Origin of the sequence: Chryseobacterium aurantiacum, from assembly GCF_003020585.1 — a bacterium.
Taxonomy (GTDB): Bacteria; Bacteroidota; Bacteroidia; order Flavobacteriales; family Weeksellaceae; genus Chryseobacterium; species Chryseobacterium aurantiacum.
Map to the genome: position 1 here is coordinate 107,902 of NZ_PXUE01000001.1, position 23,683 is coordinate 131,584.

The window sequence follows — 23,683 nt, forward strand, 5'->3', positions numbered from 1 at the left end:
TTTAACTCAAATGTTAAATTTGGGAAAAATAAATAAAATATTTAAGAATAATTATTATATCGAAATCGTATTAAAATTTCTTTATCAAAAAAAAGCAAAATGTTTAATTAAGACTCTTGCATTTTAATTAATTTTGCCTTTAATTTACACCCTGTAAAATTTTAAAACAATATAATTTAGTTAAATATGGAAATGAATGTTTCAAAAAATGATGAGCAAGTAGTTGCTAGAAAGGCAGGAGGTTTAAATCCAGCTGTTATTATTCCTATTCTATTTGCTATAGGAGTATGTATTTATTTATTCGTTCTTGGGAGCCCAGGAAACTTTAAAGATGCAGATAAACTAGGAAGTGGGTCTGTAGCTTTTTCAAGCATTGAAGGAAAAGACATTCATCCAGAATCGTTCTTAGGTATTATCTACAAAGGAGGTATCATTGTACCAATCTTGATTACTTTCATGATTACGGTAATTGTTTTCTCTTTTGAAAGATATTTCGTTCTTGGTAAAGCTGCTGGAAAAGGAAACTTAGACAACTTCGTAGTACAAGTAAGAAGCTTACTTAACCAAAACAAAATTGACGAAGCTATCGAAGAATGTGACAGACAACAAGGTTCTGTAGGTAACGTAGTAAAAGAAGGTCTTACTACTTACAAAGCACTTTCTCACGATAATACATTAAATAAAGAGCAGAAAATGGTAGCGCTTAACAAAGCTATCGAAGAAGCTACTACTCTTGAGATGCCAATGCTTGAGAAAAACATGATGATCCTTTCTACTTTAGGTACAGTTGCAACGTTAGTAGCACTACTAGGAACTGTAATCGGGATGATCAAGGCATTCTTCGCATTAGGTTCAGGAGGTGGTACTCCAGATGCTGCTGCTCTATCTACTGGTATCTCTGAAGCATTGATCAACACTGCATTAGGTATTGGTACTTCTGCAATCGCTATTATCCTTTATAACTTCTTTACATCTAAAATTGATGGATTAACTTATAAGATCGATGAGATCTCTATGAGCATCCAGCAGTCTTTCGCTGAATTCAACTAAGAATTAGCAAGAAATTTGCATTAGCAATTAAAAGAAGTTTAATTAAAAATATTTTATAATAATGGCGAGAGTCAAACCAAAAAGACATGGAGTAGTGACGGACATGACCGCAATGTGTGACGTTGCGTTCCTACTTCTTACGTTCTTTATCTTGACCACTCAGTTTAAAAAACCTGACGTGGAGCAGATCAAACCGCCATCTTCAATTTCGGAAAAATTGCTTCCTGATGCTAGTTTAATGACTATCAACGCTACTCCGGACGGAAAATTCTATTTCCAGCCAGTAGAAAACGCATCAGAAAGAGTTGCCCTTTTGGATAAAATGGGACAAAAGTATGGTATTACTTTTGACAATAATCAAAAAGCAGCTTTCCAGAAAGTTCAGGCAATTGGAGTTCCAATGAACCAACTTAAAGGTTACTTGGATATGTCTGGAGATGAGCAGAAAAATTATAAGAGTCCTACAGGTATTCCTATGGACAGTACAAATAAGCAATTAATTGATTGGGTAAAAGAAAGTTTAAGCGTTAACCCTGACTACAAGTTAGCCATTAAAGGAGACGTTACAACTCAATATCCTAAAGTTAAAAGTCTATTTGAGGGTTTAAGAGATATTGATTTTCTTAAATTTTGGTTGATTACATCACAAGAAGGTAAACCTAACGAATAATATCGATAGAAATGGCAGAAGTACAAGTACAAGAAAAAGGCGGCAAGGGCGGCAAGGTCCGTTCCAAGAAGCAGAACACCAGAGTCGATATGACTCCGATGGTAGACTTGGGTTTTCTATTGATTACCTTCTTTATGTTCACAACTACATTTAGTAAACCGAATGTTATGGATTTGGGTCTTCCGGCTAAACCGAAAGATGAAAAACAAAAACCACCTCCAACAGAAATTAAACTTTCGAACTCAATTTCTATCTTATTAGGAAAAGACAATAGAGTATTTTGGCATCAGCAGGATAATTCTTCGCTGAATGATCAAACTCTTATGGAAACTACTCTGGATAGAGAAGGAATTAGAAAAGTAATTCAGCAGGCAAAATCTAGAGCTGCAGATCAAACGAAATTTACCGTGATCATTAAGCCAACTGACGATGCTGTATATAAGAACTTTGTTGATATTCTTGACGAAATGGCAATTACCAAAAGTGAGCAGTACGGTGTTACTGATATCAAACCTTGGGAGAAAGCTATTTATGAAAAGAAAATAGGTGGTGCTGCTGCACCGGCTGCTACAAAGTAATTTAACCATAAAATTGTTATATCTAATCTATGGCAGATGAAAATGTATACAATCAGAATCTTACTTTAGACGAGATTGTATTTGAAAATAGAAACAAGGAATATGGTGCCTATGATCTTAGACATCAGTATCCGAGACTTTTAACAAAGTCTTTTATCATCGGAACAGCTTTATTCCTTTTGGCAGCTTTGTCTCCGTTCATCTATCTTACGATTAAAAATCTTACAGCTCCGCCTAAGCAAGAAGTAAAGGCAGATCTAGTAGATATTATCGAAGAAGATCCGATTATCGAGCAGCCTAAAGAAGAAGAACCACCTCCACCACCTCCTCCAAAAGAAGAGGAAAAAATTGAGGTAATTCAAAACGTAGTTCCAGAGCCTGTAAAAGCTCCGAAAATTGAAACTCCACCTCCACCAATTTCTAAGCAGTTGGAAACAACAACTGGTTTGAATAATCAGGAAGGGGTGAAAGCTCCGGCTTATACGCCACCACCACCACCACCATCTACAGGTACTAAAGCTACCACAGTAGAAGTGAAGGCGAATAACCCTAATGAAATCTACAAAGATGTAGACCAGTCTGCAGAATATCCTGGAGGTATGGGTGCATTAAGAAAATTCTTAGGAGATAACTTCGATACTTCCCTAATGGAAGGAGGTGAAGGTACACTTAAAGCTAAGCTTAAGTTCGTTGTAGAAAGAGACGGAACTGTTTCTGCAGTTACTATTGAAGAGAAATCTCCAAATGGCGACTTCAACAGTGAAGCTGTACGTGTAGTTAAGAAACTTAAAAAGTGGACTCCTGCTAAGAGAAATGGAGAAAGCGTTAGATCTTACTATAGCGTACCATTTACTATGAACTTTGAATAATTAGACTTATTTATTCAGAATATAAATAAAAAGGGAAGCTTATGCTTCCCTTTTTATTTTTTTTGTATTTTTGTTATATGATGTTCAATTGGTTATCCCTGGTTACGGGATTGTTTTATATCGTTTTAGGAATTGTAGTAATTATCTATAAATTCTTCTTTACCATTTTAGAACCTGCTATTGCTTATGCATTGGGTGCGCTTTTAATTGTTTATGGTATATTTAGAATCTATAGAGCTGTTTCTAAAATCAAAAAATCGAAAGATGAAGAATAGTTTTAAAGTTGCGCTTGTCTTCGTAATAGGAATTATGCTGGCAGGATGCAAAAAAGAGGAGAAATCTCCGTCCTACCATAAAGGTGATCTTACGATTTTTACAGACGAATCTTTTCAAAGTGTTACAGAGGCATTAGCTGACGGCTATATGATCAATTATCCCGAAACACGCATTCAAGTGGAGACAAAAAAAGAAGATTTGGGTCTTCTAGATTTGTTGAAAGGAAATGCCAAGGTAATTGTGATGTCCAGAAACCTTAATCCTGAAGAAATAAAAACCTACGAAGAAAGAACAGATCTAAAGTTTCTTCCTGCTAAATTTGCAGCCGATGCGGTGGTTTTTGTCGTTCCAAAAGACTCTCCTAAAGAAAGTATTTCGATGGATGAAATCAATAGTGGACTTCTTTCGGAGGATAAGAAATTTATTTTTGACGGAACCAATTCTAGCAATCTGAACTTTGTTGCAGAGAAGGTGAAAAAACAACCTAAGGATCTTAAATTTTCCATTATTCCCGGGAATCAGAAGATTATAGAGGAACTAGGAAAATATCCTGATAAGGTAGGAGTTATAGGACTTAATACATTCAGCCGTCCCTACGATAAAACTTCTGAGAAACTTAGAGAGATGGTGAAAGTACTTCCCGTAGTAAATAATGGGAAATTATACAATGCCGACTTCGAAGGGCTTCGTTCTATGGAGTATCCATTCACAAGAGTACTTTATTTCCTTATCAATGAAGGAAACTTTAATATTGCTAATGGCTTTATACGATTTTCATGTACGCACTTAGGACAAAAAATTGTTCAGAAAGAGGGTTTACAGCCTTATAACATCTATAAAAGAGAGGTACAAATGCGCTAAAAATATTAAATTCACAATTTATTCCCATTAAAAAAAATGTTTTGGTCTGAAAGTTGTGTAGAATATAACTCAATTATTTAGAAAATATAAAATGAAAGATATAATGAATATGAATGTAAAAAAGATTGCTTTTGGAGCAGCCGTGGTATTTTTTACCGGTTTCGCCTCTGCACAAACACTGCAGGATGGTATTAACAGTATAGACAGTGATAAATTTGCTCAGGCAAAAACCAACTTCACTGATATGATCGCTAAAGAGCCTACTGCTGAAAACTACTTCTATTTAGGAAATACTTTCTTAAAACAAGGAGAACCGGATTATGCTAAGGCTACAGAAAGCTTTAACAAAGGATTAGCAGCTGACGGTAAAAGCTATCTTAATAAAATTGGTCTAGCAGCCGTTAAATTAGGTAAAGGGGATAAAAGTGCTATTGCTGAAATTCAGAAAGTAGTAACGGATTCAAGAGAAAAAGATGCTGAAGTATTGTTCAGAGCAGCAGAAGCTTTAACTTTATTTGAAAAAAACAGCTCACCTGACCTTGCCATCCAATTCTTAACTAAGGCTATTGAAAAAGCTGAGAAAAAAGGAGTTCCTGCACATTACTATTATACATTAGGAGATGCTTACAGACTAAAAAGAGCGCCAGGTGAAGCTATGTCTGCTTATGACAAAGCATTGCCTTTAGCTAAAAATAAAGCTTCTGTTTATACAAGAATGGCTACTCTATGGATGGCTGCTCAAGTATGGCAAAAAGCTAAAGAAAGTGTAGATAAAGCTATTGCTGTAGACCCTACATATGCTCCTGCATATAAAGCATTGGCTGGTTATGACATCAGATACCAACAAAATGCTAAGGCTACACAAGACCTTATCAACTATACAAAATATGCTGATGAAGATCCATATACTCAATTAGAAATTGCAAAATTATACTTCACTAATGAGGATTATGTAAACTCTAAAACAGTATTAGACAAGATTTTTGATAAGATTGAAGATCCTATCAAATTCAAATTAAGAGCTTACCAGTCTTATGCAGATAAGAACTATGCAGAAGCTAAGAAAAATATGGATACTTTCGCTTCTCAAGCTGAAAAATCAAGACTGCAGCCTGCTGACCAAGGTTTACAGGGGCTTATTGCTGCTGGTTTAGCTAAAGACGAAAAAGATGCAGCTAAAAAATCTGCTTTAACTACAGAATCTCAACAAAAAATCGCTATTGCAAAAGCTGCAAAAGATGAAACAATGAAATGGGATCTTGAATTGGCCAACATCGCAGGAGGTGGTGGTGCTTCTCAGGCAGATGTAGACAAAGGACCTACAAACCCTGCAATTGAAGGATTGAAAAAGCAAGTTGCTGCTAATGCTCAGGATTCTGATGCATTATTTAAGCTAGCTACTGCTTATCAGGATGTTAAAAACTGGAATGGAGCAATCCTTACATGGCAAAAAATGTCAGCTCTTCTTCCTGATTGGGCTCCGGCATACTACAGCCAGGGATATTCTTACCAACAAGCAGGAAATAATGATGCTGCAAAATTGGCTTACGAGAAATTCATCACTACTGTAAAACCTGCTGATCAGGAGGCTAACAAGCAAACTCTTGCTTATGCTTACTTCGCAGTAGCTTATATGAGTAAAGATTCTGATGCTGCAAAAGCAAAAGATTATGTTGCAAAATCTTTACAATTGGATCCTACTTACCAGGATGCTGTAAAATTAAATGCAGAGATCAACAAGTAATTTAAATTTTAAATTATAGATATTAAAACTTCCCATTCGTAATGTTTGGGAAGTTTTTATTTAAAACCTATCTTTGATTTTATGAAAACTGATATACTTGCTTTTGGAGCACACCCTGATGATGTAGAGTTGGGATGTGGAGGAACTATTGCCAAAATGGTTTCAGAGGGTAAAAAATGTGTAGTGGTAGATCTTACCAGAGGAGAGCTTGGTACAAGAGGTACAGATGAAACAAGGAAAGCGGAAGCGGCAGATGCTGCCAATATCTTAGGACTCTCTGCCAGAGAGAACCTTGGAATGAAAGATGGCTTCCTGGTCAATTCTGAAGAATATCAAATGAGGATTGTAAAAATGATTCGCAAATACCGCCCGGAAATCGTCTTGGCGAATGCAATTGATGATAGACATCCCGATCATGCAAAAGGAGCGAAATTAGTATCGGATGCGTGCTTTTTGTCCGGACTGAGGAAAATTGAAACAACTGAGGATGGAGAAATTCAGGAAGTATGGAGACCGAAGCATGTTTTTCATTACATTCAGTGGAAAGATATAAAACCGGAGTTTGTGATTGATATATCTGGGCATCTGGATAAAAAACTAGAAGCATGTATGGCTTATAAAACTCAATTTTATGACCCAACTTCTAAGGAGCCAGAAACTCCAATTACAACAAAAGACTTTTATGAGAGCTTAACTTACCGTGCTCAGGATTTAGGGCGATTATCGGGAGTTACTTATGCTGAGGGATTTACGTCTGAGAAGTTAATTTCTTTGAAAAATTTTGACGGAATTGTTTGGTAGTTGAGGAAATTGTCCTATATTTGCACTCAGAAAACGGTGATTGTAGCTCAGTTGGTTAGAGCGTCGGATTGTGGTTCCGAAGGTCGGGGGTTCGAGACCCCTCATTCACCCAAAGAAAGTACACTTTTTGAAAGTGTACTTTTTTATTTTATACCTGTTTTAGAAGGGAAATAAATCTCAATTTTCTGCTTTTTCTTAGAAGCTTTTTCCCGTTATCCACTCATACTCCTCACGCCGACGCATAAAAAGGGCATTGCCTGTTGCGGGGTAACCGTTTCTATCGGGGCTAATGTTCAAACAATTGTAGCCAAAAATCAATATTATATAATTTCTTTTATACTTCTTTAAGTATTATCTCCTTTTCTTGATATTCCTCATAAAATCTCAAATTGATCCAATAGCACAGTGAAATTTTCCTATATTTAGTCACACTAAGTTCAAATATGGAAATAAAAGTCACTGTAAAGCAGTTGGGGAAGAAACATCCTGTTCTTTCGGAACAAAACATTGAGATCGCCTACGAAGATGTCAATATCACCTTAGAGAGTTTATTAAAACTAATCGTTCAACAACAGGTAGATGAATTTAACACAAAATCTTTTGAGTTGGAAGATGAAGATCATCCCAAAATTCCGCAAGATAATTATCTGAATCTACTCACAGATACCGGGAAAGTAGGTTTTGGAAGTATCTATAATCTCAAAAAGGCAGACCCGCAAAAAGCACAGGAAAATGCTCTTCAGGCTTTTGAAGACAGGATGTTTGCTGTGTTTTACAATGATGAACAACTTGAAAATCTTACCCAAACCATCGATTTGGGCTTAAAACATACATTCACATTTATCAGGCTTACATTTCTTGCAGGAAGCTATTGGTAATCAAATTATATTAAGTAATAACATACATGGAAATCACAAAAAAATTAGAATCGAAAAAACTTGTTAAGAATTATTACGAGAAACTAAGGAAAGATCTGGTAGAACAATCTGAAAAAGGCTTGTCTACAGAGGTTTTTCCGGATAAACCTATACTTAAGAAAGAAGTAGCAGAATTAGGTTTATTCTTAATGGGGAAGACAAATTATTATGAGGCAATGACTCTGGGTTCAAAGGATGCAGAGAAGCTGAAAGAATATATAAAGCCTGATATTTGGGAAGATGCAGAGTATCATCAGCTCCTGGTTTACTATTTTGGAGAAAATGCAGATCTTGTAAAACACGTTTGGAGCAGAATGCCTTACAAAATGTATCAGACGAGTTATTTCCGTCGTTCGTTTCGCGCTCCTCATAATGAAAGATATGTCCTCATGAATCAGGCTAACCTGATAAGAGAACTGCTGCGTTCTCCTTATGTTTACTCTTATGCAAGTAATGATCAGAACTATGATTTATCATTGGAAGAACAGATTATCTATGATAATGAGGTCTCAAACAACTCCAGCCAGTTCTATGTTTGGGCAGCTGCAATTGATACAGGTAATACAACGATCTATCAATTAATAGAAGATATTATTTTTAATAAACATGCGGACGGAAAGGTTTCCAGAAATATCATTAAAGCTTTACTCAACAGTGAGCAGAAGCATTGTTGGGAATTGGTGGAAAAGCTTTTACTGGCAGCACAGCGACAAGAAGGGCTAAGGCAGACCATATTGGAAGCTTTGGATGAAACCAGTATTGGAGCTTTGGAATATATGACCAACGTGATTGTGGAACATAAGCTTACCCGTTTTTCGTCTGTCGTACGTTCTATAGATACTTGGACGGGATTAGGTTGGGAAGCAGAAAAAGAATCAGTCGTAAAGAATATTGTATCACTGGCTCATGCATACTTCAGCAATCCGGAACTTGTGCCTGATGCTATTAAGAGCAAGAATAATAACGAAGTATATATGGCTCTTTGGGTACAGGGGGTGTGGGATGTGGATAAAACGGTTCCTTACCTGCATTACTTATTTGACAAAGGAAGTATAGAGAAAAAATGTCTAGCGATAAAATTTGCCACAGAAACAGGTGACCCTTATATTCAAATGCCTTTGTATTATAAAGCCGTACTTGAGGGGAATGTAGAAGTGCTTGCGTTTGTGGGAAGCCATCTGTCGGATTTATTAGGAGCCAATACCCAATCGAAATTTTTTATCAATAATGCAGATTATCCGGATTTCTTTGAAAAACTGCACGAACTGACGCAGAAGATAGAAGTGAAAGAAAAGAAATTTGAAGGGAAAATATTTTCATGGCTTAATGTGACGTTTAAGAAGAGTGATCTGTATGCCTCCATGTTTTATCTGGTAGGAGAGGATAGCAATAAGCTGGATATTATTTTGTCTTACTTTGATCAGTTTGATCTTGCCCTGCGCGAATTACTGACCCGAAATATTTTAGGAGAATTCTATTGCTACTCATTCTCTTATGGGCTAGGAAAGAAGAAAAAAGAAGTAACTCCTTTTCAAAAAGAGTTTGCGTTTAAAATTATAAAAGACAGGGGAGAATCCTTGATTGCCTCAGGAATGAATATCTTGCTTCAAAATCCTTTAAACAAAGAAGAAATTATGGTTTTCTTTGATATGTTTAAAAGAAAAGGAGGCGTTTTGCGTCAAAAGCTTACAGAGCTTGTTACAGCCCAGGAAGATGAAATTGTGACGCCGCTGGTTGAAGAATTAATGACCAAAGGTGATGTGGAGCAGAGGGCTGCCTCCCTGGATATTATGCTTCAGCTTCAGAAAGGAAAAAGGGCATCTTCTCAGATTATCCGTTGGACACAACAATATTCTGAAAGGTCAAAAATTTCAGAAAGAGAAAAAGGCTTACTTGAGCAAATTAATCCATCAGGAGATCAGGCTATACTTTCCGCTGAAAACGGATTTGGGTTTTATGATCCTACTGTAATCTCAGAGTTTGCATTACCCAAAGTAAAGGAAGATTCAATCTATCTACAGGCAACGAAAAATAATAAATATGGCTTTACGGTATCCGTTGCTAGAATAAAGGAAGAACTAAAAAAGCTTAATGATTTATTTCTTCAGCACAAAGACCACGAATACGAATCAGAAGAATGGGATAATTCTGTAACCAAAGTATTAATGGGAAATACCTTCCGTGAGATAAAAAGAAATACAGAAGGATTTACTCCTCAGCAATTAGCCGAAAATTATCCCCTTCATGAAGTATGGGAACAATGGTTCAAAGATTCTGGATTGCTGCCGAGAGATTTATTTTTGCTGACATTTGCCGAGAGTTGCGACCGAAAAATCTTTAGAAACTTTCTGAAAGATTATGTATTCTATCATAAAGAGATTATTCCTAACCCTACAAAAGGGACCTATTATTGGGAGAATCCTATCATAAGGATTTTGGGCTCATTAAAGAATAAATTCGTTTTTGAGGAAGTGGTTGATTTTGCAATAGATGCTTGTAGTACATTATTTGCCCATCTTCCTGAAGATGTTATTAACTATAAAGGAAAAGATAGCGGAGATTATTATTACCGGGATCAAGGAAACGGTTGGCAGCAACTAGGTTTTTTTGATGTCTTTTTAAGGGTTATTCCAATGAAGAACCTAACAGACGAACAGTATATCAAGCAATGGAATTTATACCGATGGATGCAGTTTAATGGGTTGTCGGAAAACATCAAAAAATTTGTTCCCGATTTCTATTTCTTCTGTAAAGCTTATGAATTAAAAGTTATTACAAAAGAAGAATTGTTTGAGGGAATTCTGACTGCTAGCTCAGCCATCAATGATCTTACAACAATTAAATCCAATTACAACAATGAAAAATATGTAGAATTATTTCCTTTCCTTAAGCCCATGATTAAAGAAATTCAGGATAAGTTTCTGGATATAGAACTGATTCGTGGCGATGCCAATACCTCCGTTTCACATTTTGTACAACAGTTTAGGTCTATATATGGAGCCCATCGTTTCGTTCAGATTTTGAAAGGATTAGGTAAATCCGGATTATATGCCAATTATATATACAGCTATGGAAGCGAAAGTATGACCAAGCAAAAACTTTTCTCCTGGCTTATTTCTAACTGCTATCCTCTAGAAAGTGATATTCAGAAATCATTCGATGAGCTCATCAAAAAAGAAAAGATTACAGAACTTCGTTTAATACAGGCTGCAGTATATGCTCCGCAATGGCAGCAGTTTATAAGTAATCATTTAGGTTGGAAAGGGTTAGATTCAGCGATCTGGTGGATGCATGCCCATACTAAGACCGGAGCCTATGAGGCCCAAAATGCAAAACTGGAAAGTGAAGTTGCCAAATATTCATCAGTAGACATTCAGGAATTTAAAGACGGTGCTGTAGATAAAGATTGGTTTACAAAAGCTTATAAAGAACTCGGTAAAGCCCGCTGGGAAATGCTTTATGAATCTGCGAAATATATATCAGATGGAAATGGACACCGAAGAGCAAGGCTTTATTCCGATACTTTGGCAGGAAGCTTAAAAATAAAAGAAGTAACAGCAAAAGTAAAGGATAAGCGTGATCAGGATTATCTGCGTGTATATGGACTTGTGCCTTTAAGTAAGGCCAATCCGGAGAAAGATGTTCTGAACAGATATGAATATATCCAGCAATTCAAGAAAGAAAGTAAAGACTTTGGTTCCATGAAGCAGTCCAGTGAAGCTCTGGCTATTCGCGTAGCATTGGAAAATCTTGCGAGAAATGCAGGGTATCCGGATCCAATCCGATTAACGTGGGCAATGGAAACCAAGCAAATTCAGTCCCTATTATCAAAGGATACTCAGGTTACCATAGATGGGGTTACAATAGGTTTAATTATAGAAGATAATGGAAAAGCTGAATTGGTCGTTTTCAGGGATGATAAACAACTAAAATCTATTCCGCCAAAAATTAAGAAAGATAAAGCAGTTGTAGAGTTGGGGAATAATCGTAAGATTATGCGTGAGCAATGGACCCGCTCCAGAAAAGGACTGGAAGAAGCAATGATAAGAGGTGATGAATTTCTTTTAAAAGAGATCAAGACCCTTTTTGAACACCCTGTTATTGTAAAACATCTGGAAAAGCTCGTATTTATTTCCAATGATCAGAAAATAGGATTCTTCCATGATGGAGGTTTGGTAAATGCTCATGGAGAAATTCATGAATTGAATGAAGAGAATAGCCTTCGTATTGCCCATTGCGTAGATCTTTACCAGCATTCTGTTTGGAGTGATTATCAGCATTATTGTTTTAAAGAAAAGCTTGTACAGCCATTCAAGCAGATATTCAGAGAATTGTATGTCCCAACGCCAGATGAATTAACTGAAAAATCTATTTCACGCCGTTATGCAGGACATCAGATCCAGCCAAAACAAACTTTGGCACTCCTTAAAACCAGAGGCTGGAAAGTGGATTATGAAGACGGATTGCAGAAAGTATATCATAAGGAAGGCTTCCAGGTTAAGTTATATGCCATGGCAGACTGGTTCTCTCCGGCAGATGTGGAAAGTCCAACCTTAGAAACAATAGAGTTCCATTCATTAAAGGATTACAAGAACATCCCTTTTGACGACATCAATCCAAGGCTGTTTTCGGAAGTGATGAGAGATATAGATCTGGTTGTTTCAGTTGCTCATGTAGGAGATGTAGATCCTGAAGCAAGTCATTCTTCTATTGAAATGAGAGCTGTATTAATGAAAGAAACAGCACGTTTATTTAAATTGGATAATGTAAGGATTGATGGTTCACATGTACTTGTGAAAGGGCAGATGGCGGAATATAGTGTGCATTTAGGAAGTGCAGTTGTACATCAGGTTCCGGGCAAATATCTGTCTATCCTACCAGTTCATTCTCAGCATAGAGGCAGGCTGTTCTTACCTTTCGCAGACGATGATCCAAAGTCTGCAGAAGTACTGTCCAAGGTCTTATTACTGGCTAGGGATAATGAAATACAGGATCCAACAATACTTTCCCAGATAAACCGGGAATATGTATAAAAAAAAGGTGTACTTTTCAAAAAAGTACACCTTTTTTTATGTCTTAAATAAAGAGTGAATATTTGGGCTTTATGGCATAAAAAAAGCATCTTTTTCAGATGCTTGTGTTTTTAGATATTCTTTTTTTAAACTTCTTCGTCAGAATCTATTGTGTAAGATCTGCTTTTGAAATCTTTGTCATGTTTTTCTGAAATTACATCCTCACCCTTTTCATTAATGATGAAATCTGTGGACTCATTAAACATCTCCTGAAAACTCTTAAAATCTTCCTTGTAAAGGTAAATTTTATGCTTCTCGAATGTAGCTTCCCCATTCTCTCCGAAATTTTTCTTACTCTCAGTGATTGTAAGATAATAATCTCCTGCTTTCGTCTCGCGCACATCAAAGAAATAAGTTCTTCTCCCTGCTTTTAACACCTTCGTGAAAATCTCATTTTCATGGCGTTCCTTGTATTCACTCATTGTTAGATATTTTTTAATCTTGTTAAGAACAAATATAAAAGAATTCTTTTAATCACAAAATTTTTTTTATGATTTATTTAACAATTGAGAACGAAACAGCTAAGCGGTTACAGAATTGGCAATTTCGGTTAGATTGATGATTTGATCAGCTTTTTGAGCGCTAGACTCTCTGTGTGTGATGATTATGGATGTCGCATTACCAATTTTTTTATCAATATTTTCAAGAATATTCTGCTCTGTTTCCGTATCTAAAGCAGACAAAGAATCATCAAAAATAATGATATTTGGGTCCTTGATTAAGGCTCTTGCTATACAAATTCTCTGCTTTTGTCCTCCCGAAAGCATCACTCCGCGTTCACCAACAAGTGTTTTATATTGTTCCTTAAACTCAACAATATTTTTGTGTACATCTGCAATCTGAGAATACTCCACTACCTTTTCATGAGAGGGATGATCAATTGCAAAACCTATATTATTTTCAATAGAATCTGAGAATAAATAGCTCTCCTGAGGAATATATCCAATGAAGTTCCTGTAATTAGTCAGATTATGATCTTTCAGGTTTTTACCGTCAATCAAAATTTCCCCTTCAGTAGGGTCTATAAGCCTACATAAAAGAAGTGCAATAGTAGATTTTCCACTTCCGGTTTTACCCATGATGGCCAATGATTTACCTGCTTTAATCGTAAAGCTTAGATTATCCAGAGCCTTGATTCCTGTATTAGGATATATATAAGACACATTCCTGAATTCAATGTCTCCTTTGATAGGATAATTCTCGAAGTTCGTATTAACGATTTCCGATTCTTTATCCATAAACTCATTAATCCTTTGCATGGAAGCTTCAGCTCTTTGATTGACTGAAGTTACCCAGCCTACCATAGAGAATGGAAAGATCAGGGTGTTGATATACATAAAGAAATCAGCAATTTTACCAATGCTTAATTCTCCTGCAATATATTTTGTTCCTCCAATCCAGATAACGGCAACATTCAATAATCCAATTACAAATAAAATAATAGTAAAGAAATAGGCTTCTGTTTTAGCAAGATCTAATGCTTTGTTTTGATAATCTGTTACCTTGATTCCATAGTTTTTTTGAATGTATTTTTCTCTTGCAAAAAACTTTACAACACGAATTCCCGAAAAACTATCCTGTACAAAAGTTGAAATAGCAGACTGGCTTTTCTGCATTACTTTCGATTTTTTGTTGATAATTGAACTTACCTTATAAATAGCATAGGATAAAATAGGAAGAGGCAGCAATGTCCATACCGTCATGGAAGCATCTGTTTTCACCATATAAATGGCAGTAATCACCACCAGAACTATAAGGTTGGCAACATACATTACACCGGGACCCAAATACATTCTTACCGCTACCACATCTTCACTCAATCTGTTCATTAAGTCTCCAATGGTGGTTTGCTTGTAATCCGTTAAGGACAAATCCTGATAATGTCTGTAGATTTTATTCTTCAGTTCATATTCAATTCTTCTGGAAGCCACAATGATGGTTTGCCTCATCATAAAGGTGAAGAATCCTGTTAAAAGTGAACAGCCCACAATGATTCCAACATAAATTAAAACCTGGTTGTTGAAACCAAGGTTCCCGTTTTTAGTAAGTTCATCTACAGATTTTCCTACAAACTGAACTTTATATATATTGAAAAAATTACTGGCAATGATAAATAATACCCCCCAAAACAATAGTATTTTGTGCTTCCAAAAATAGGGGTTTAAGGTTTTTAGCGCTTTCATATAGTTTTACAAATTTACAAAAATGTAGTCAGACTACGAATTCAATCAATTTTAAATTTTGTATCTTTGCAGTCATAAAAAAGCTCTTTGAATGTTAGGAAGACGACAAATCCGTGAAAAAGTAGTACAGACAGTGTATTCATACTATCAGAATCCTGTGAAATTTGATGTTTTAGAGAAAAACATGTTCGCTGGAATAGAGAAAATCTATTATCTCTATATCTATCAGCTTAATTTTTTAGTAGGACTTAAAGATTTAGCGGAACATCAGATTGAAATCGGGAAAAATAAGTATCTGAAAACTGATGCAGACATCAACCCTAACCAAAAATTCATCAACAACCAAGTATTGCTTAAACTGGAAGAAAATCCAGAAAGATTGTTCTTCACAGGTCAGCACAAGCAGCTGAAATGGGATATGCATGATGATTTATTGGTGAAAACTTTCCAAAGAATTACTGCCGGAAAGCGTTATCAGGATTTCATGAAAGAAGAAGGATACTCCTTTGAAGAAGATCAGAAATTTATCGGAAAATTATTTTTAAGATATATTGCTGAGAATGAAGATTTTCATGATTACCTTGGAGATAAAGAACTTTCTTGGTATGATGATATCCACATTGCCAACTCAATGGTACAAAAAACAATCGGATTCCTAAGAGAAGATGAAGAAAGCAGAACTCTAATCAAGATGATTAAAGATGAAGAGGATAAAACTTTTGCAGGCAAATTATTGAGAGATACCCTGAATAACTGGGAAAACAATGAGAAAAAGCTTGAAGAAAGATTAGAAAACTGGGATCTGGAAAGAGTTTCTTTAATGGATAAAGTGATCTTGTCTACTGCAATTGCAGAACTTGATAACTTTGCTTTCACTCCTTCAAGAGTTATTATTAATGAATATATTGAGATTGCTAAAGTATTTGCAACAGACCGTTCAAATATCTTCATTAATGGTATTTTAGATAAATATTGTAAAGATCAAAATAGAATATAAAATGAAAAAGACGTTATCAATTATCGCCTTGTCAATTATAGGCTTTGGTTTAGTTTCATGTAAAAAAGAAAACAAAGAAACTCAAAGCCCTGAAACTATCGTTACTGACTCTGCAGCTGCAGGTGCTTCGGTAATTACAGATTCTGCTGCTGCTCCTGTTACAGGTGAAGCTGTTGCACCGGTTTCTAACGAACCATCTACTTCTATTGCTTTATCTGAAAGCAGCTTCGATTTTGGAAAAATCAAAAAAGGAGACAAAGTAGAGCACGTATATGAAGTTACCAATACAGGAAAAAATCCTTTGATTATTTCTGAAGTAAAGCCTGGATGCGGATGTACTGCTCCTGATTTTACAAAAGAACCAATCATGCCTGGTAAAAAAGGAAAAATTACTTTGCATTTTGACTCTTCAAGCTTTGACGGTAACGTTCAGAAGTATGCAGATGTTTTTGCAAACGTAGAAAAAGCTCCAATTAAATTAACGTTCACTGCGAACATTCAACCATAATAATATGTTGACATTATTTTTACAGGCACAAGGATCTTCACCAATGATGCTGATCATGATGGGTGTGATGTTTGTAGGGTTTTACTTCCTGATGATAAGACCTCAGATGAGAAAACAGAAGCAGGAAAAAAACTTTCAGGAAAACCTTAAAGTAGGAACAAGAGTAGTTCTTACCTCTGGTCTTCACGGGAGAATTGCTCAGGTTCAGGATGACGGTTTTGTAATCGAAACATTATCAGGAAAGTTGAAATTCGAAAAAGCAGCTGTTTCCAGAGAAATGACAGAAACTCGTTTTGGAGATAAAGCAAAGACTGCCGACAAAAAAGAAACTCCAGCAACAACTGAAGAGAATAAATAATTCAGTTTGAAAATACAAGCTGCGGCGGGTGAACGAAGTTCACCCGCCGCAGCTTTTTTATGCCCCTTACTTTTAAAAAAGAAATTATCTTTGCCCCATGAATCAAAACACAAACAAAACTGTTCTTATCCTTGGTGCTAATTCAGATGTGGCAAAGCAATGCATCAGGCAATATCTTGGAAAAGGTTTTTCAGTAATAGCTGCTTCACGAAATACACAATCTCTGGAGAATTTTATTCAGGATAATAATCTGGATCAATCTAAGTGTTCAGTTTTGTATTTTGATGCTGCTGATTTTGATTCTCATCAGAAATTCTATTCAGAACTTCCCGTAAAGCCTCATATTGTGGTTTATGCTGCTGGTTTTTTGGTAGATAATCAAAAAGCACTCACTGATTTTAAAGGTGCAAAGCAGATGATGGAAGTTAATTATATGGGGGGAGTTTCTATTCTAAGCATTATTGCCATGGATGAAAGCAACCGTAACCTGGAAAGAATCATTGGATTATCTTCATTATCAGGAGTGAGAGGGCGAAAAAGTAATTTTGTTTACGGAAGTACAAAAGCAGCTTTCACACAATATCTCGCAGGTTTAAGACAGGAATTGGCTTCCAGAAAAATAATGGTTAATGCCTTAGTTATAGGTTATATCAGAACAAAGATTAATGAAGGATTAGAATTGAATGAATCCTTGATAATGGAGCCGGATTATGTAGCGAAATTTATTGTTAATGCCGGAAATTCTTTTACCATCGTTCCCAATTTTAAATGGAAAATAATTTATCACATTCTTAGGCTCTTACCGGAAAGCCTAGCCGCAAAACTACCTTAGCCATAGGATGAAAAATAATGTTTTTACAACTTAAAAACAGTTGATTCCATTTTCTATTTATAAGCCTTAAATTAAAAAAAAATGTTCTTTTATTAACAAATAAGAGATTTTAATCTTTGAAAAAGATACTTCGGTATTTTTTTTGTTATTATAGAAACCAAACTATTTCTTCCCAGCAAGAAATTTCTAAAATGATCATTGGTAAAGCAGCAATCATCTTTTCTGCTACCCATCTATTTTAATTCATAATACTATTGACTTTCACTCTAAAGGTTAAGGTTAAATTTTCTTTTGAAAATAGATTATGTTTTTGTTCAATTTCATTTTAAAATCCTTTTGCCAAAGAAATTAATAGGCTAGTACAAAAAATAAGTAGTATATAAAAATGGACGATTTAAAATTGAATAACATTCAGCAACATTGGGATACCTTAATTACTTCAGCAATTTCGTGGGCACCAAGAATTTTTACGGCAGTTATTTCTGCATTACTGATTTACCTAATCGGTTCCTGGATGATAAGAATGATTAAGAAGCTTGCTGCAAAAGGCTTCAAAAAACGTAATATGGAAGCTTCATTACAGCATTTCCTTTTAAATATTATCAATTGGGGGCTTAATATTCTGCTTTTTATTGTTGTAGTAACTCAATTGGGAGTACAAACCTCTGCATTTGTTGCAATGATTGGTGCAGCAGGTTTGGCTATAGGTTTAGCCCTGCAGGGGTCTTTGACCAATTTCGCAGGAGGAATTCTTATATTATTATTAAAACCATTTAAGATAGGAGACTTTATCTCTACCAATTCCGGGGCTTCAGGAACAGTACAGGCAATAGATATTTTTCATACAAAATTGGTTACACCGCAAAACCACTTAATTGTTATTCCTAATGGAGTAGTTTCAAACAATAGCATTACTAATTTCACCCAGTTAGGTACCCGAAGAACATCATTAGATATTGGGGTTGCTTATGATGCCGACCTTAAGAAAACAAAAGATATATTAATGGGAGTCATTAAAAATAATGAATATGCCCTTACGGATCCTGCGCCACAAGTGGTAGTAACAACGCTTGGTGATAGTGCAATCAATTTATCAATAAGAGTTAGCTCTTCCACAGAAAATTTCTGGAAAATGAATGAAGAACTCATCATTGATTGTAAAGAATCTTTAGATAAAGCCGGCATAGGAATCCCCTTTCCACAAAGAGACGTTCATGTTTATCAAAAACAATCAATATAACTTTGATTTTAAATAATAGAAAAATCCTGCATCAATCATAATGCAGGATTTTTTTCACGTAAATAAAAGATTTTGTTGTCAAATGACAATTGTTTTTACCTTTCACTTTTATACCTTTATATTTCCAATTCATGGGCAAAAAAACTATGGAAGAACTTTTTAATTACATCAAGAAATTTGGGCTGTTGAATGAACAGGATGAATTACTCATTGCTGAGGGTATTCAGGAGATTTCTGTACGTAAAGGAGAAGTTTTTGTGGAAGCAGGAAAAGTAAGTCAGAAAATTGCCTTTGTAAAGGAGGGGGTTTTCCGGTCTTTGTATTACAATAAAGAAGGAGATGACTTTACCCGCTACTTTATTTATGAGGGAAGATTTATCGGAGATTTTCAAGGATTTACAGATCAGCTGCCTGCCCACGAATATATTGAAGCCATTACGGATGCCGTTCTTCTGGTTATTGACTTGAAGTATTTCAAAACCCTTGAAGAAAAGATTGCCATTTGGCCTGTTTTATTTGCAAGAATTCATGGTTTTGTGGCAGAGAATAAACTTAAGGTCGCAAGTATCATGCTTAATCAGGATGCAAAAGCCCGTTATACCCATTTTCTGAATCATTATCCCGGTTTGGCAAACAGAGTTCCACAATCTATGCTGGCCTCTTATCTGGGGGTTACTCCATCTTCCTTAAGCCGCATTAGAAGAAACATCGTATAGAATCTTAAGTAACAATTAAGAACTTTAATGTTTACGGTCTTTACAGGCAAACTATAAAACGTGATTGCAAACTACCTCTAGCTTTGCTTTCAACTATCATCACTACTTTTTACACTCTATATCATGCATTATAGAAATTGATCCTTTTTGCCAAATGACAATGGCCTCCTTTTTAAACCTCCATAGCTTTGCATCATAAAATTTAAATATATGGATATCGTATTAGGATTGCAGTGGGGTGATGAAGGAAAGGGAAAGTTTATTGATCTGATCAGTGAAAATTATGACATTACAGCACGTTTTAATGGAGGTTCCAATGCTGGACATAGTATAGAGCGAAATGGACAGAGAATTACACTTAAAATGATTCCCTCAGGAATTTTTATGAAGAATGTTCTGAATGTTATCGGGACAGGAACGGTTCTTGATCCTGTGAGCTTTAAAAAGGAAATTTTAAATCTTAAGATATTTGACGGAAGTATTCAGCCGGAAAAAAATATAATCATTTCCCGAAAAGCACATTTCGTACTACCTACCCACAAGCTTTTGGATATTTTCATGGAGGAAAGCCCAGAGTATACAACGATTGGGACAACAAAAAATGGAATTGCACAAGCTTATTCAAATAAAATTTTAAGACAAAACCTAAGGGTTGGAGATCTGTTTTCACCTGATTTTAAAAGTAGAGTAGAACAGGTAATGGAAAGGGAATACAGATTTATTGCCGAAAGAAATATGGAGCTGCCTTCTCTGGAATCTATTACTACAGAGTTTTTTGAGGCGGTAGACTTTCTAAAGCAATTCAATATTACGGAAACAGAAATTGTTTTGAATAAGGCTTTATCTGATGGAAAAAAAATATTGGGAGAAGGTTCCCAGGCAGCAATGCTGGATATTGATCATGGTACCTATCCTCATGTAACCTCATCTTCAACAACAGCTGCGGGAGCTTGCAGCGGATTAGGTATATCACCGAAAAAAATAGGTGAAATCTATGGGATTGCAAAAGCATATTGCACAAGGGTTGGTAACGGTGTATTCCCCACTGAGCTTTTTGATGAACTGGGTAATGAAATCAGAATCAAAGGGAATGAGTTTGGGTCCAATACAGGGCGTCCCAGAAGAATTGGCTGGCTGGATCTGCCCGCTTTAAAATATGCAGTGATGATCAATGGGGTTACCCATTTAGTACTGACTAAAGCTGATGTTTTAAGCGGATTGAAGTCTGTTGCAGTATGTACACAGTATGAATTGGAAGACGGAACAATTCAGTCTGTTTCCGGAATACTTCCTGAAACTGCCAAGCCCATCTTAAAATGGATGAATGGCTGGGATGCAGACTTTTCAATTATTAAGGATCCTACAGCACTTCCGCAAGAACTAATGGATTTCCTTTCGTTTTTAGAAGAGGAGTTGGAAATTCCTGTGACTTATCTTTCTACCGGTCCGGGAAGAGAACAAATATTGAAAATGAAATAATTTTCTATAATTATAAAAGCGGGAGTTATTTCCCGCTTTCATTTTGTTTTTTCCAGTTTTTTATGAATTCCAGATCCAGATAATAATTGGTTGGAATGTATTTGTCAAAGTAAACCTTTGTTGAGCTGTATTGCTGAAAAATTTCTTTTAATTGTATCTTATCAATATTTGTAAAAGCAGTAAGTGTAATTAAAGAATTGTTTTGGATGTGTTCAATGGTAATTTTGGATTTTACAAACTCAATATCTTCTTTATTGTAGAAAATATTAGCATAATCATTTTGGTCTTTACCAACTCCAAAAACATAATTCTCTATAATACAGCGACTCAAATCTATATTTTCATAGATTTTGTGACGTTTTATATCTTGAATAACAATGTCTTTATTAAAATTTTCAAGAGGAAATCCTTTTTCACTTTCAATAATCGAATGAATATAATAGTAAATAGGAGCAAGGATAAGAATTCCGATTACAAAATAACCAGCCTTAAAATCTAAATTACTTTTATATTTTGAATAACCAATTCCGTGATAAAAACAAAGGAGGCCAACCAGCCAAATGATATTGATTGCCCATTTCCATGGTGTCTTTTTTTTATTTTTCGGAAGAGGAGTGCTTGGCTTTTCCTCGAATGTATTCATCTGTTGAATTTTCTTTTTAGATATAAAAAAAGCGGGGCAAATACCCCGCTTCTAATTTATGCTTTTAAATTCAATTTCAGTTCAAGTTCATCGAGCTGTGCATCAGCAATAGAAGCCGGCGCGTCAATCATTACATCACGACCTGAGTTATTCTTAGGGAATGCGATATAATCTCTGATTACTTCGTTTCCGTCAAGAATCGCCACCAAACGGTCAAAACCAAACGCCAAACCACCATGTGGAGGTGCTCCATACTTAAAGGCATTCATTAGGAATCCGAACTGAGCCTCAGCTTCTTCTTTTGTGAATCCTAATAAATCAAACATTTTAGATTGCAGATCTCTGTCAAAAATTCTGATAGATCCACCTCCAATTTCGTTTCCGTTCAGTACCATATCATAAGCGTTTGCTCTTGCCTTACCAGGATCAGTTTCTAATAAATGAAAATCTTCAGGTTTTGGAGAGGTAAAAGGGTGGTGCATTGCGTGGTATCTTTCGGTATCTTCATCCCATTCCAATAGAGGGAAGTCAACTACCCAAAGTGGTGCAAATACATTTCCTTTTCTTAATCCCAAACGGTTTCCAAGTTCCATTCTCAATGCAGAAAGCTGAGCTCTTACCTTGTTTTCGTTTCCTGAAAGAATCAACATTAAGTCTCCTTCTTTTGCTCCAAATTTTTCAATGATCTTACCAAGGTCTTCTTCATTATAGAACTTGTTAACAGATGAGGTTTTCACTCCATCATTCTGGAATTTTGCCCAAACCATTCCTGAAGCTCCAACCTGAGGACGTTTTACCCAGTCTACAAGCTCATCAATCTGCTTTCTTGTATATTCTGCACATCCTTCAACATTAATTCCAACAACCAGTTCTGCTTCATCAAATATTTTAAAGTCTTTTCCTTTTACAAGCTCATTAAGCTCTACAAACTCCATCCCAAAACGAATATCCGGCTTATCATTTCCGTATTTTCTCATCGCATCTGCGAAAGTCATTCTTGGGAAATCTCCGAATTCCTGACCTGTAATATCCTTTATAAGGGTTTTAGTCATTCCCTCGAAAACATTCATTACATCTTCCTGCTCTACAAAAGCCATCTCGCAGTCGATTTGTGTAAATTCCGGCTGTCTGTCAGCTCTTAAATCCTCATCACGGAAACATTTTACAATCTGGAAATACTTATCCATACCACCTACCATCAAAAGCTGTTTGAATGTCTGTGGAGACTGTGGCAAAGCGTAAAACTGCCCGGGATTCATTCTGCTTGGTACAACAAAGTCTCTTGCTCCTTCTGGCGTAGATTTAATTAAAACAGGAGTTTCTACTTCAATGAAACCTTCATCAGATAAATAATTTCTTACTTTCTGAGCCATTTTATGACGGAAAATCAATTTATCCTTTACCGGATTTCTTCTGATATCAAGGTAACGGTATTTCATTCTTAATTCCTCACCACCGTCAGTTTCATCTTCAATGGTGAATGGAGGAAGTTGGGAATCATTTAGAATTGTTAGTTTCTCAACTAAAATTTCAATTTCTCCTGTAGGAATATTAGGATTTTTACTTACTCTTTCAATTACTTTTCCGGTAGCCTGAATGACAAATTCACGCCCCAATTTTTTAGCTTCTTCCATCAATTGTGCTGAAGAACGCTCCTGGTCAAGAACCAATTGGGTAATTCCGTAACGATCTCGAAGATCTACCCAAATCATAAATCCTTTATCACGGATAGTCTGTACCCATCCTGATAGTGTAACTTCTTCATTCAGATTTTTCAGAGATAGCTCTCCGTTTGTGTGCGATCGAAACATAATTATTTGTTTAAAGTTCAATGTTTAAGGTTCAGCTTCGAACCTTTTTTTTCGTTTGCAAAGATAAGATTTTTACAG

21 protein-coding genes and 1 tRNA gene are annotated in these 23,683 nt (G+C 35.7%); 18 read left to right on the plus strand and 4 right to left on the minus strand.

All coding sequences use genetic code 11. From position 1 onward, the window contains the following. The first annotated feature begins 186 nt into the window (after nt 1-186). The 11 genes from C7D53_RS00455 to C7D53_RS00505 all read left to right on the plus strand — a co-directional run bounded on the left by C7D53_RS00455 (nt 187) and on the right by C7D53_RS00505 (nt 12,799). Complete coding sequence (locus C7D53_RS00455; protein WP_089738024.1) at nt 187-1,050, plus strand: MotA/TolQ/ExbB proton channel family protein; 864 nt, start codon at nt 187-189, stop codon at nt 1,048-1,050. Between the two features lie 61 nt (nt 1,051-1,111). Continuing rightward, on the plus strand, nt 1,112-1,720 hold the full coding sequence (locus tag C7D53_RS00460; RefSeq protein WP_076355070.1) for an ExbD/TolR family protein: 609 nt from the start codon (nt 1,112-1,114) through the stop codon (nt 1,718-1,720). Nucleotides 1,721-1,731: 11 nt separating this feature from the next. After that, complete coding sequence (locus C7D53_RS00465; protein WP_106914474.1) at nt 1,732-2,298, plus strand: ExbD/TolR family protein; 567 nt, start codon at nt 1,732-1,734, stop codon at nt 2,296-2,298. Nucleotides 2,299-2,327: 29 nt separating this feature from the next. Then, the gene (locus C7D53_RS00470) at nt 2,328-3,167 is read left to right on the plus strand and encodes an energy transducer TonB (RefSeq protein WP_106914475.1); all 840 of its coding nucleotides are present in this window, start codon (nt 2,328-2,330) and stop codon (nt 3,165-3,167) included. A gap of 77 nt (nt 3,168-3,244) precedes the next feature. After that, nucleotides 3,245-3,442, plus strand: coding sequence for a DUF308 domain-containing protein (locus tag C7D53_RS00475; protein WP_174567026.1), 198 nt, complete (start codon nt 3,245-3,247; stop codon nt 3,440-3,442). Then, nucleotides 3,432-4,304 (plus strand): PstS family phosphate ABC transporter substrate-binding protein, encoded by an 873-nt coding sequence (locus tag C7D53_RS00480; RefSeq protein WP_106914476.1) that lies wholly within the window; start codon nt 3,432-3,434, stop codon nt 4,302-4,304. Before C7D53_RS00475 ends, C7D53_RS00480 begins: the two co-directional genes overlap by 11 nt. A 91-nt stretch (nt 4,305-4,395) precedes the next feature. Beyond that, complete coding sequence (locus C7D53_RS00485) at nt 4,396-6,048, plus strand: tetratricopeptide repeat protein (protein WP_106914477.1); 1,653 nt, start codon at nt 4,396-4,398, stop codon at nt 6,046-6,048. An 81-nt stretch (nt 6,049-6,129) separates the two neighbouring features. Beyond that, entirely contained in the window at nt 6,130-6,849 is a 720-nt protein-coding gene (bshB1, locus tag C7D53_RS00490) for a bacillithiol biosynthesis deacetylase BshB1 (RefSeq protein ID WP_106914478.1), read from the plus strand. 35 nt (nt 6,850-6,884) lie between these two features. Then, a tRNA-His gene (locus tag C7D53_RS00495) sits at nt 6,885-6,960 on the plus strand. Nucleotides 6,961-7,292: 332 nt separating this feature from the next. Further along, a complete protein-coding gene (locus C7D53_RS00500) occupies nt 7,293-7,727 on the plus strand; it encodes a hypothetical protein (protein WP_106914479.1) in 435 nt (144 codons plus the stop codon). Between the two features lie 26 nt (nt 7,728-7,753). Next, complete coding sequence (locus C7D53_RS00505; protein ID WP_106914480.1) at nt 7,754-12,799, plus strand: DUF4132 domain-containing protein; 5,046 nt, start codon at nt 7,754-7,756, stop codon at nt 12,797-12,799. A 125-nt stretch (nt 12,800-12,924) separates the two neighbouring features. On the opposite strand, the gene C7D53_RS00510 is transcribed toward C7D53_RS00505, so the two are convergent. Continuing rightward, a complete protein-coding gene (locus tag C7D53_RS00510) occupies nt 12,925-13,260 on the minus strand; it encodes a DUF3276 family protein (RefSeq protein WP_106914481.1) in 336 nt (111 codons plus the stop codon). 99 nt (nt 13,261-13,359) lie between these two features. Beyond that, nucleotides 13,360-15,021, minus strand: coding sequence for an ABC transporter ATP-binding protein (locus C7D53_RS00515; RefSeq protein ID WP_106914482.1), 1,662 nt, complete (start codon nt 15,019-15,021; stop codon nt 13,360-13,362). Between the two features lie 91 nt (nt 15,022-15,112). Between C7D53_RS00515 and C7D53_RS00520 the strand changes: the two genes are divergently transcribed. From C7D53_RS00520 to C7D53_RS00550, 7 genes are all read left to right on the plus strand, one after another. Then, nucleotides 15,113-16,018 carry a transcription antitermination protein NusB gene (locus tag C7D53_RS00520; RefSeq protein WP_106914483.1) on the plus strand — a complete coding sequence of 302 codons (906 nt, stop codon included), beginning with the start codon at nt 15,113-15,115 and terminating at the stop codon, nt 16,016-16,018. A gap of 1 nt (nt 16,019) precedes the next feature. Beyond that, on the plus strand, nt 16,020-16,526 hold the full coding sequence (locus C7D53_RS00525; protein ID WP_106914484.1) for a DUF1573 domain-containing protein: 507 nt from the start codon (nt 16,020-16,022) through the stop codon (nt 16,524-16,526). A gap of 4 nt (nt 16,527-16,530) precedes the next feature. Further along, a complete protein-coding gene (yajC, locus tag C7D53_RS00530) occupies nt 16,531-16,884 on the plus strand; it encodes a preprotein translocase subunit YajC (RefSeq protein ID WP_106914485.1) in 354 nt (117 codons plus the stop codon). Between the two features lie 97 nt (nt 16,885-16,981). Continuing rightward, on the plus strand, nt 16,982-17,716 hold the full coding sequence (locus tag C7D53_RS00535) for an SDR family NAD(P)-dependent oxidoreductase (RefSeq protein WP_106914486.1): 735 nt from the start codon (nt 16,982-16,984) through the stop codon (nt 17,714-17,716). A 385-nt stretch (nt 17,717-18,101) separates the two neighbouring features. Then, nucleotides 18,102-18,956 (plus strand): mechanosensitive ion channel family protein, encoded by an 855-nt coding sequence (locus C7D53_RS00540; RefSeq protein WP_106914487.1) that lies wholly within the window; start codon nt 18,102-18,104, stop codon nt 18,954-18,956. Between the two features lie 146 nt (nt 18,957-19,102). Beyond that, nucleotides 19,103-19,672, plus strand: coding sequence for a Crp/Fnr family transcriptional regulator (locus C7D53_RS00545; RefSeq protein ID WP_106915529.1), 570 nt, complete (start codon nt 19,103-19,105; stop codon nt 19,670-19,672). A gap of 210 nt (nt 19,673-19,882) precedes the next feature. Then, entirely contained in the window at nt 19,883-21,151 is a 1,269-nt protein-coding gene (locus tag C7D53_RS00550) for an adenylosuccinate synthase (RefSeq protein ID WP_106914488.1), read from the plus strand. A 25-nt stretch (nt 21,152-21,176) separates the two neighbouring features. Here the strand turns inward: C7D53_RS00550 and C7D53_RS00555 are convergent, their stop codons facing one another. Then, nucleotides 21,177-21,794: a hypothetical protein gene (locus tag C7D53_RS00555; RefSeq protein WP_106914489.1), complete on the minus strand. Its 618-nt coding sequence runs from the start codon at nt 21,792-21,794 to the stop codon at nt 21,177-21,179. A gap of 56 nt (nt 21,795-21,850) precedes the next feature. Continuing rightward, nucleotides 21,851-23,605 carry an aspartate--tRNA ligase gene (gene aspS / locus C7D53_RS00560; protein ID WP_106914490.1) on the minus strand — a complete coding sequence of 585 codons (1,755 nt, stop codon included), beginning with the start codon at nt 23,603-23,605 and terminating at the stop codon, nt 21,851-21,853. Nucleotides 23,606-23,683: the final 78 nt, after the last annotated feature.

Bases quoted from the DNA above. Each gene is read 5' to 3' on its own strand.
- C7D53_RS00455 (WP_089738024.1), top strand. From the start codon at position 187: ATGGAAATGAATGTTTCAAAAAATGATGAGCAAGTAGTTGCTAGAAAG.
- C7D53_RS00460 (WP_076355070.1), top strand. From the start codon at position 1,112: ATGGCGAGAGTCAAACCAAAAAGACATGGAGTAGTGACGGACATGACC.
- C7D53_RS00465 (WP_106914474.1), top strand. From the start codon at position 1,732: ATGGCAGAAGTACAAGTACAAGAAAAAGGCGGCAAGGGCGGCAAGGTC.
- C7D53_RS00470 (WP_106914475.1), top strand. From the start codon at position 2,328: ATGGCAGATGAAAATGTATACAATCAGAATCTTACTTTAGACGAGATT.
- C7D53_RS00475 (WP_174567026.1), top strand. From the start codon at position 3,245: ATGATGTTCAATTGGTTATCCCTGGTTACGGGATTGTTTTATATCGTT.
- C7D53_RS00480 (WP_106914476.1), top strand. From the start codon at position 3,432: ATGAAGAATAGTTTTAAAGTTGCGCTTGTCTTCGTAATAGGAATTATG.
- C7D53_RS00485 (WP_106914477.1), top strand. From the start codon at position 4,396: ATGAAAGATATAATGAATATGAATGTAAAAAAGATTGCTTTTGGAGCA.
- bshB1 (WP_106914478.1), top strand. From the start codon at position 6,130: ATGAAAACTGATATACTTGCTTTTGGAGCACACCCTGATGATGTAGAG.
- C7D53_RS00500 (WP_106914479.1), top strand. From the start codon at position 7,293: ATGGAAATAAAAGTCACTGTAAAGCAGTTGGGGAAGAAACATCCTGTT.
- C7D53_RS00505 (WP_106914480.1), top strand. From the start codon at position 7,754: ATGGAAATCACAAAAAAATTAGAATCGAAAAAACTTGTTAAGAATTAT.
- C7D53_RS00510 (WP_106914481.1), bottom strand. From the start codon at position 13,260: ATGAGTGAATACAAGGAACGCCATGAAAATGAGATTTTCACGAAGGTG.
- C7D53_RS00515 (WP_106914482.1), bottom strand. From the start codon at position 15,021: ATGAAAGCGCTAAAAACCTTAAACCCCTATTTTTGGAAGCACAAAATA.
- C7D53_RS00520 (WP_106914483.1), top strand. From the start codon at position 15,113: ATGTTAGGAAGACGACAAATCCGTGAAAAAGTAGTACAGACAGTGTAT.
- C7D53_RS00525 (WP_106914484.1), top strand. From the start codon at position 16,020: ATGAAAAAGACGTTATCAATTATCGCCTTGTCAATTATAGGCTTTGGT.
- yajC (WP_106914485.1), top strand. From the start codon at position 16,531: ATGTTGACATTATTTTTACAGGCACAAGGATCTTCACCAATGATGCTG.
- C7D53_RS00535 (WP_106914486.1), top strand. From the start codon at position 16,982: ATGAATCAAAACACAAACAAAACTGTTCTTATCCTTGGTGCTAATTCA.
- C7D53_RS00540 (WP_106914487.1), top strand. From the start codon at position 18,102: ATGGACGATTTAAAATTGAATAACATTCAGCAACATTGGGATACCTTA.
- C7D53_RS00545 (WP_106915529.1), top strand. From the start codon at position 19,103: ATGGAAGAACTTTTTAATTACATCAAGAAATTTGGGCTGTTGAATGAA.
- C7D53_RS00550 (WP_106914488.1), top strand. From the start codon at position 19,883: ATGGATATCGTATTAGGATTGCAGTGGGGTGATGAAGGAAAGGGAAAG.
- C7D53_RS00555 (WP_106914489.1), bottom strand. From the start codon at position 21,794: ATGAATACATTCGAGGAAAAGCCAAGCACTCCTCTTCCGAAAAATAAA.
- aspS (WP_106914490.1), bottom strand. From the start codon at position 23,605: ATGTTTCGATCGCACACAAACGGAGAGCTATCTCTGAAAAATCTGAAT.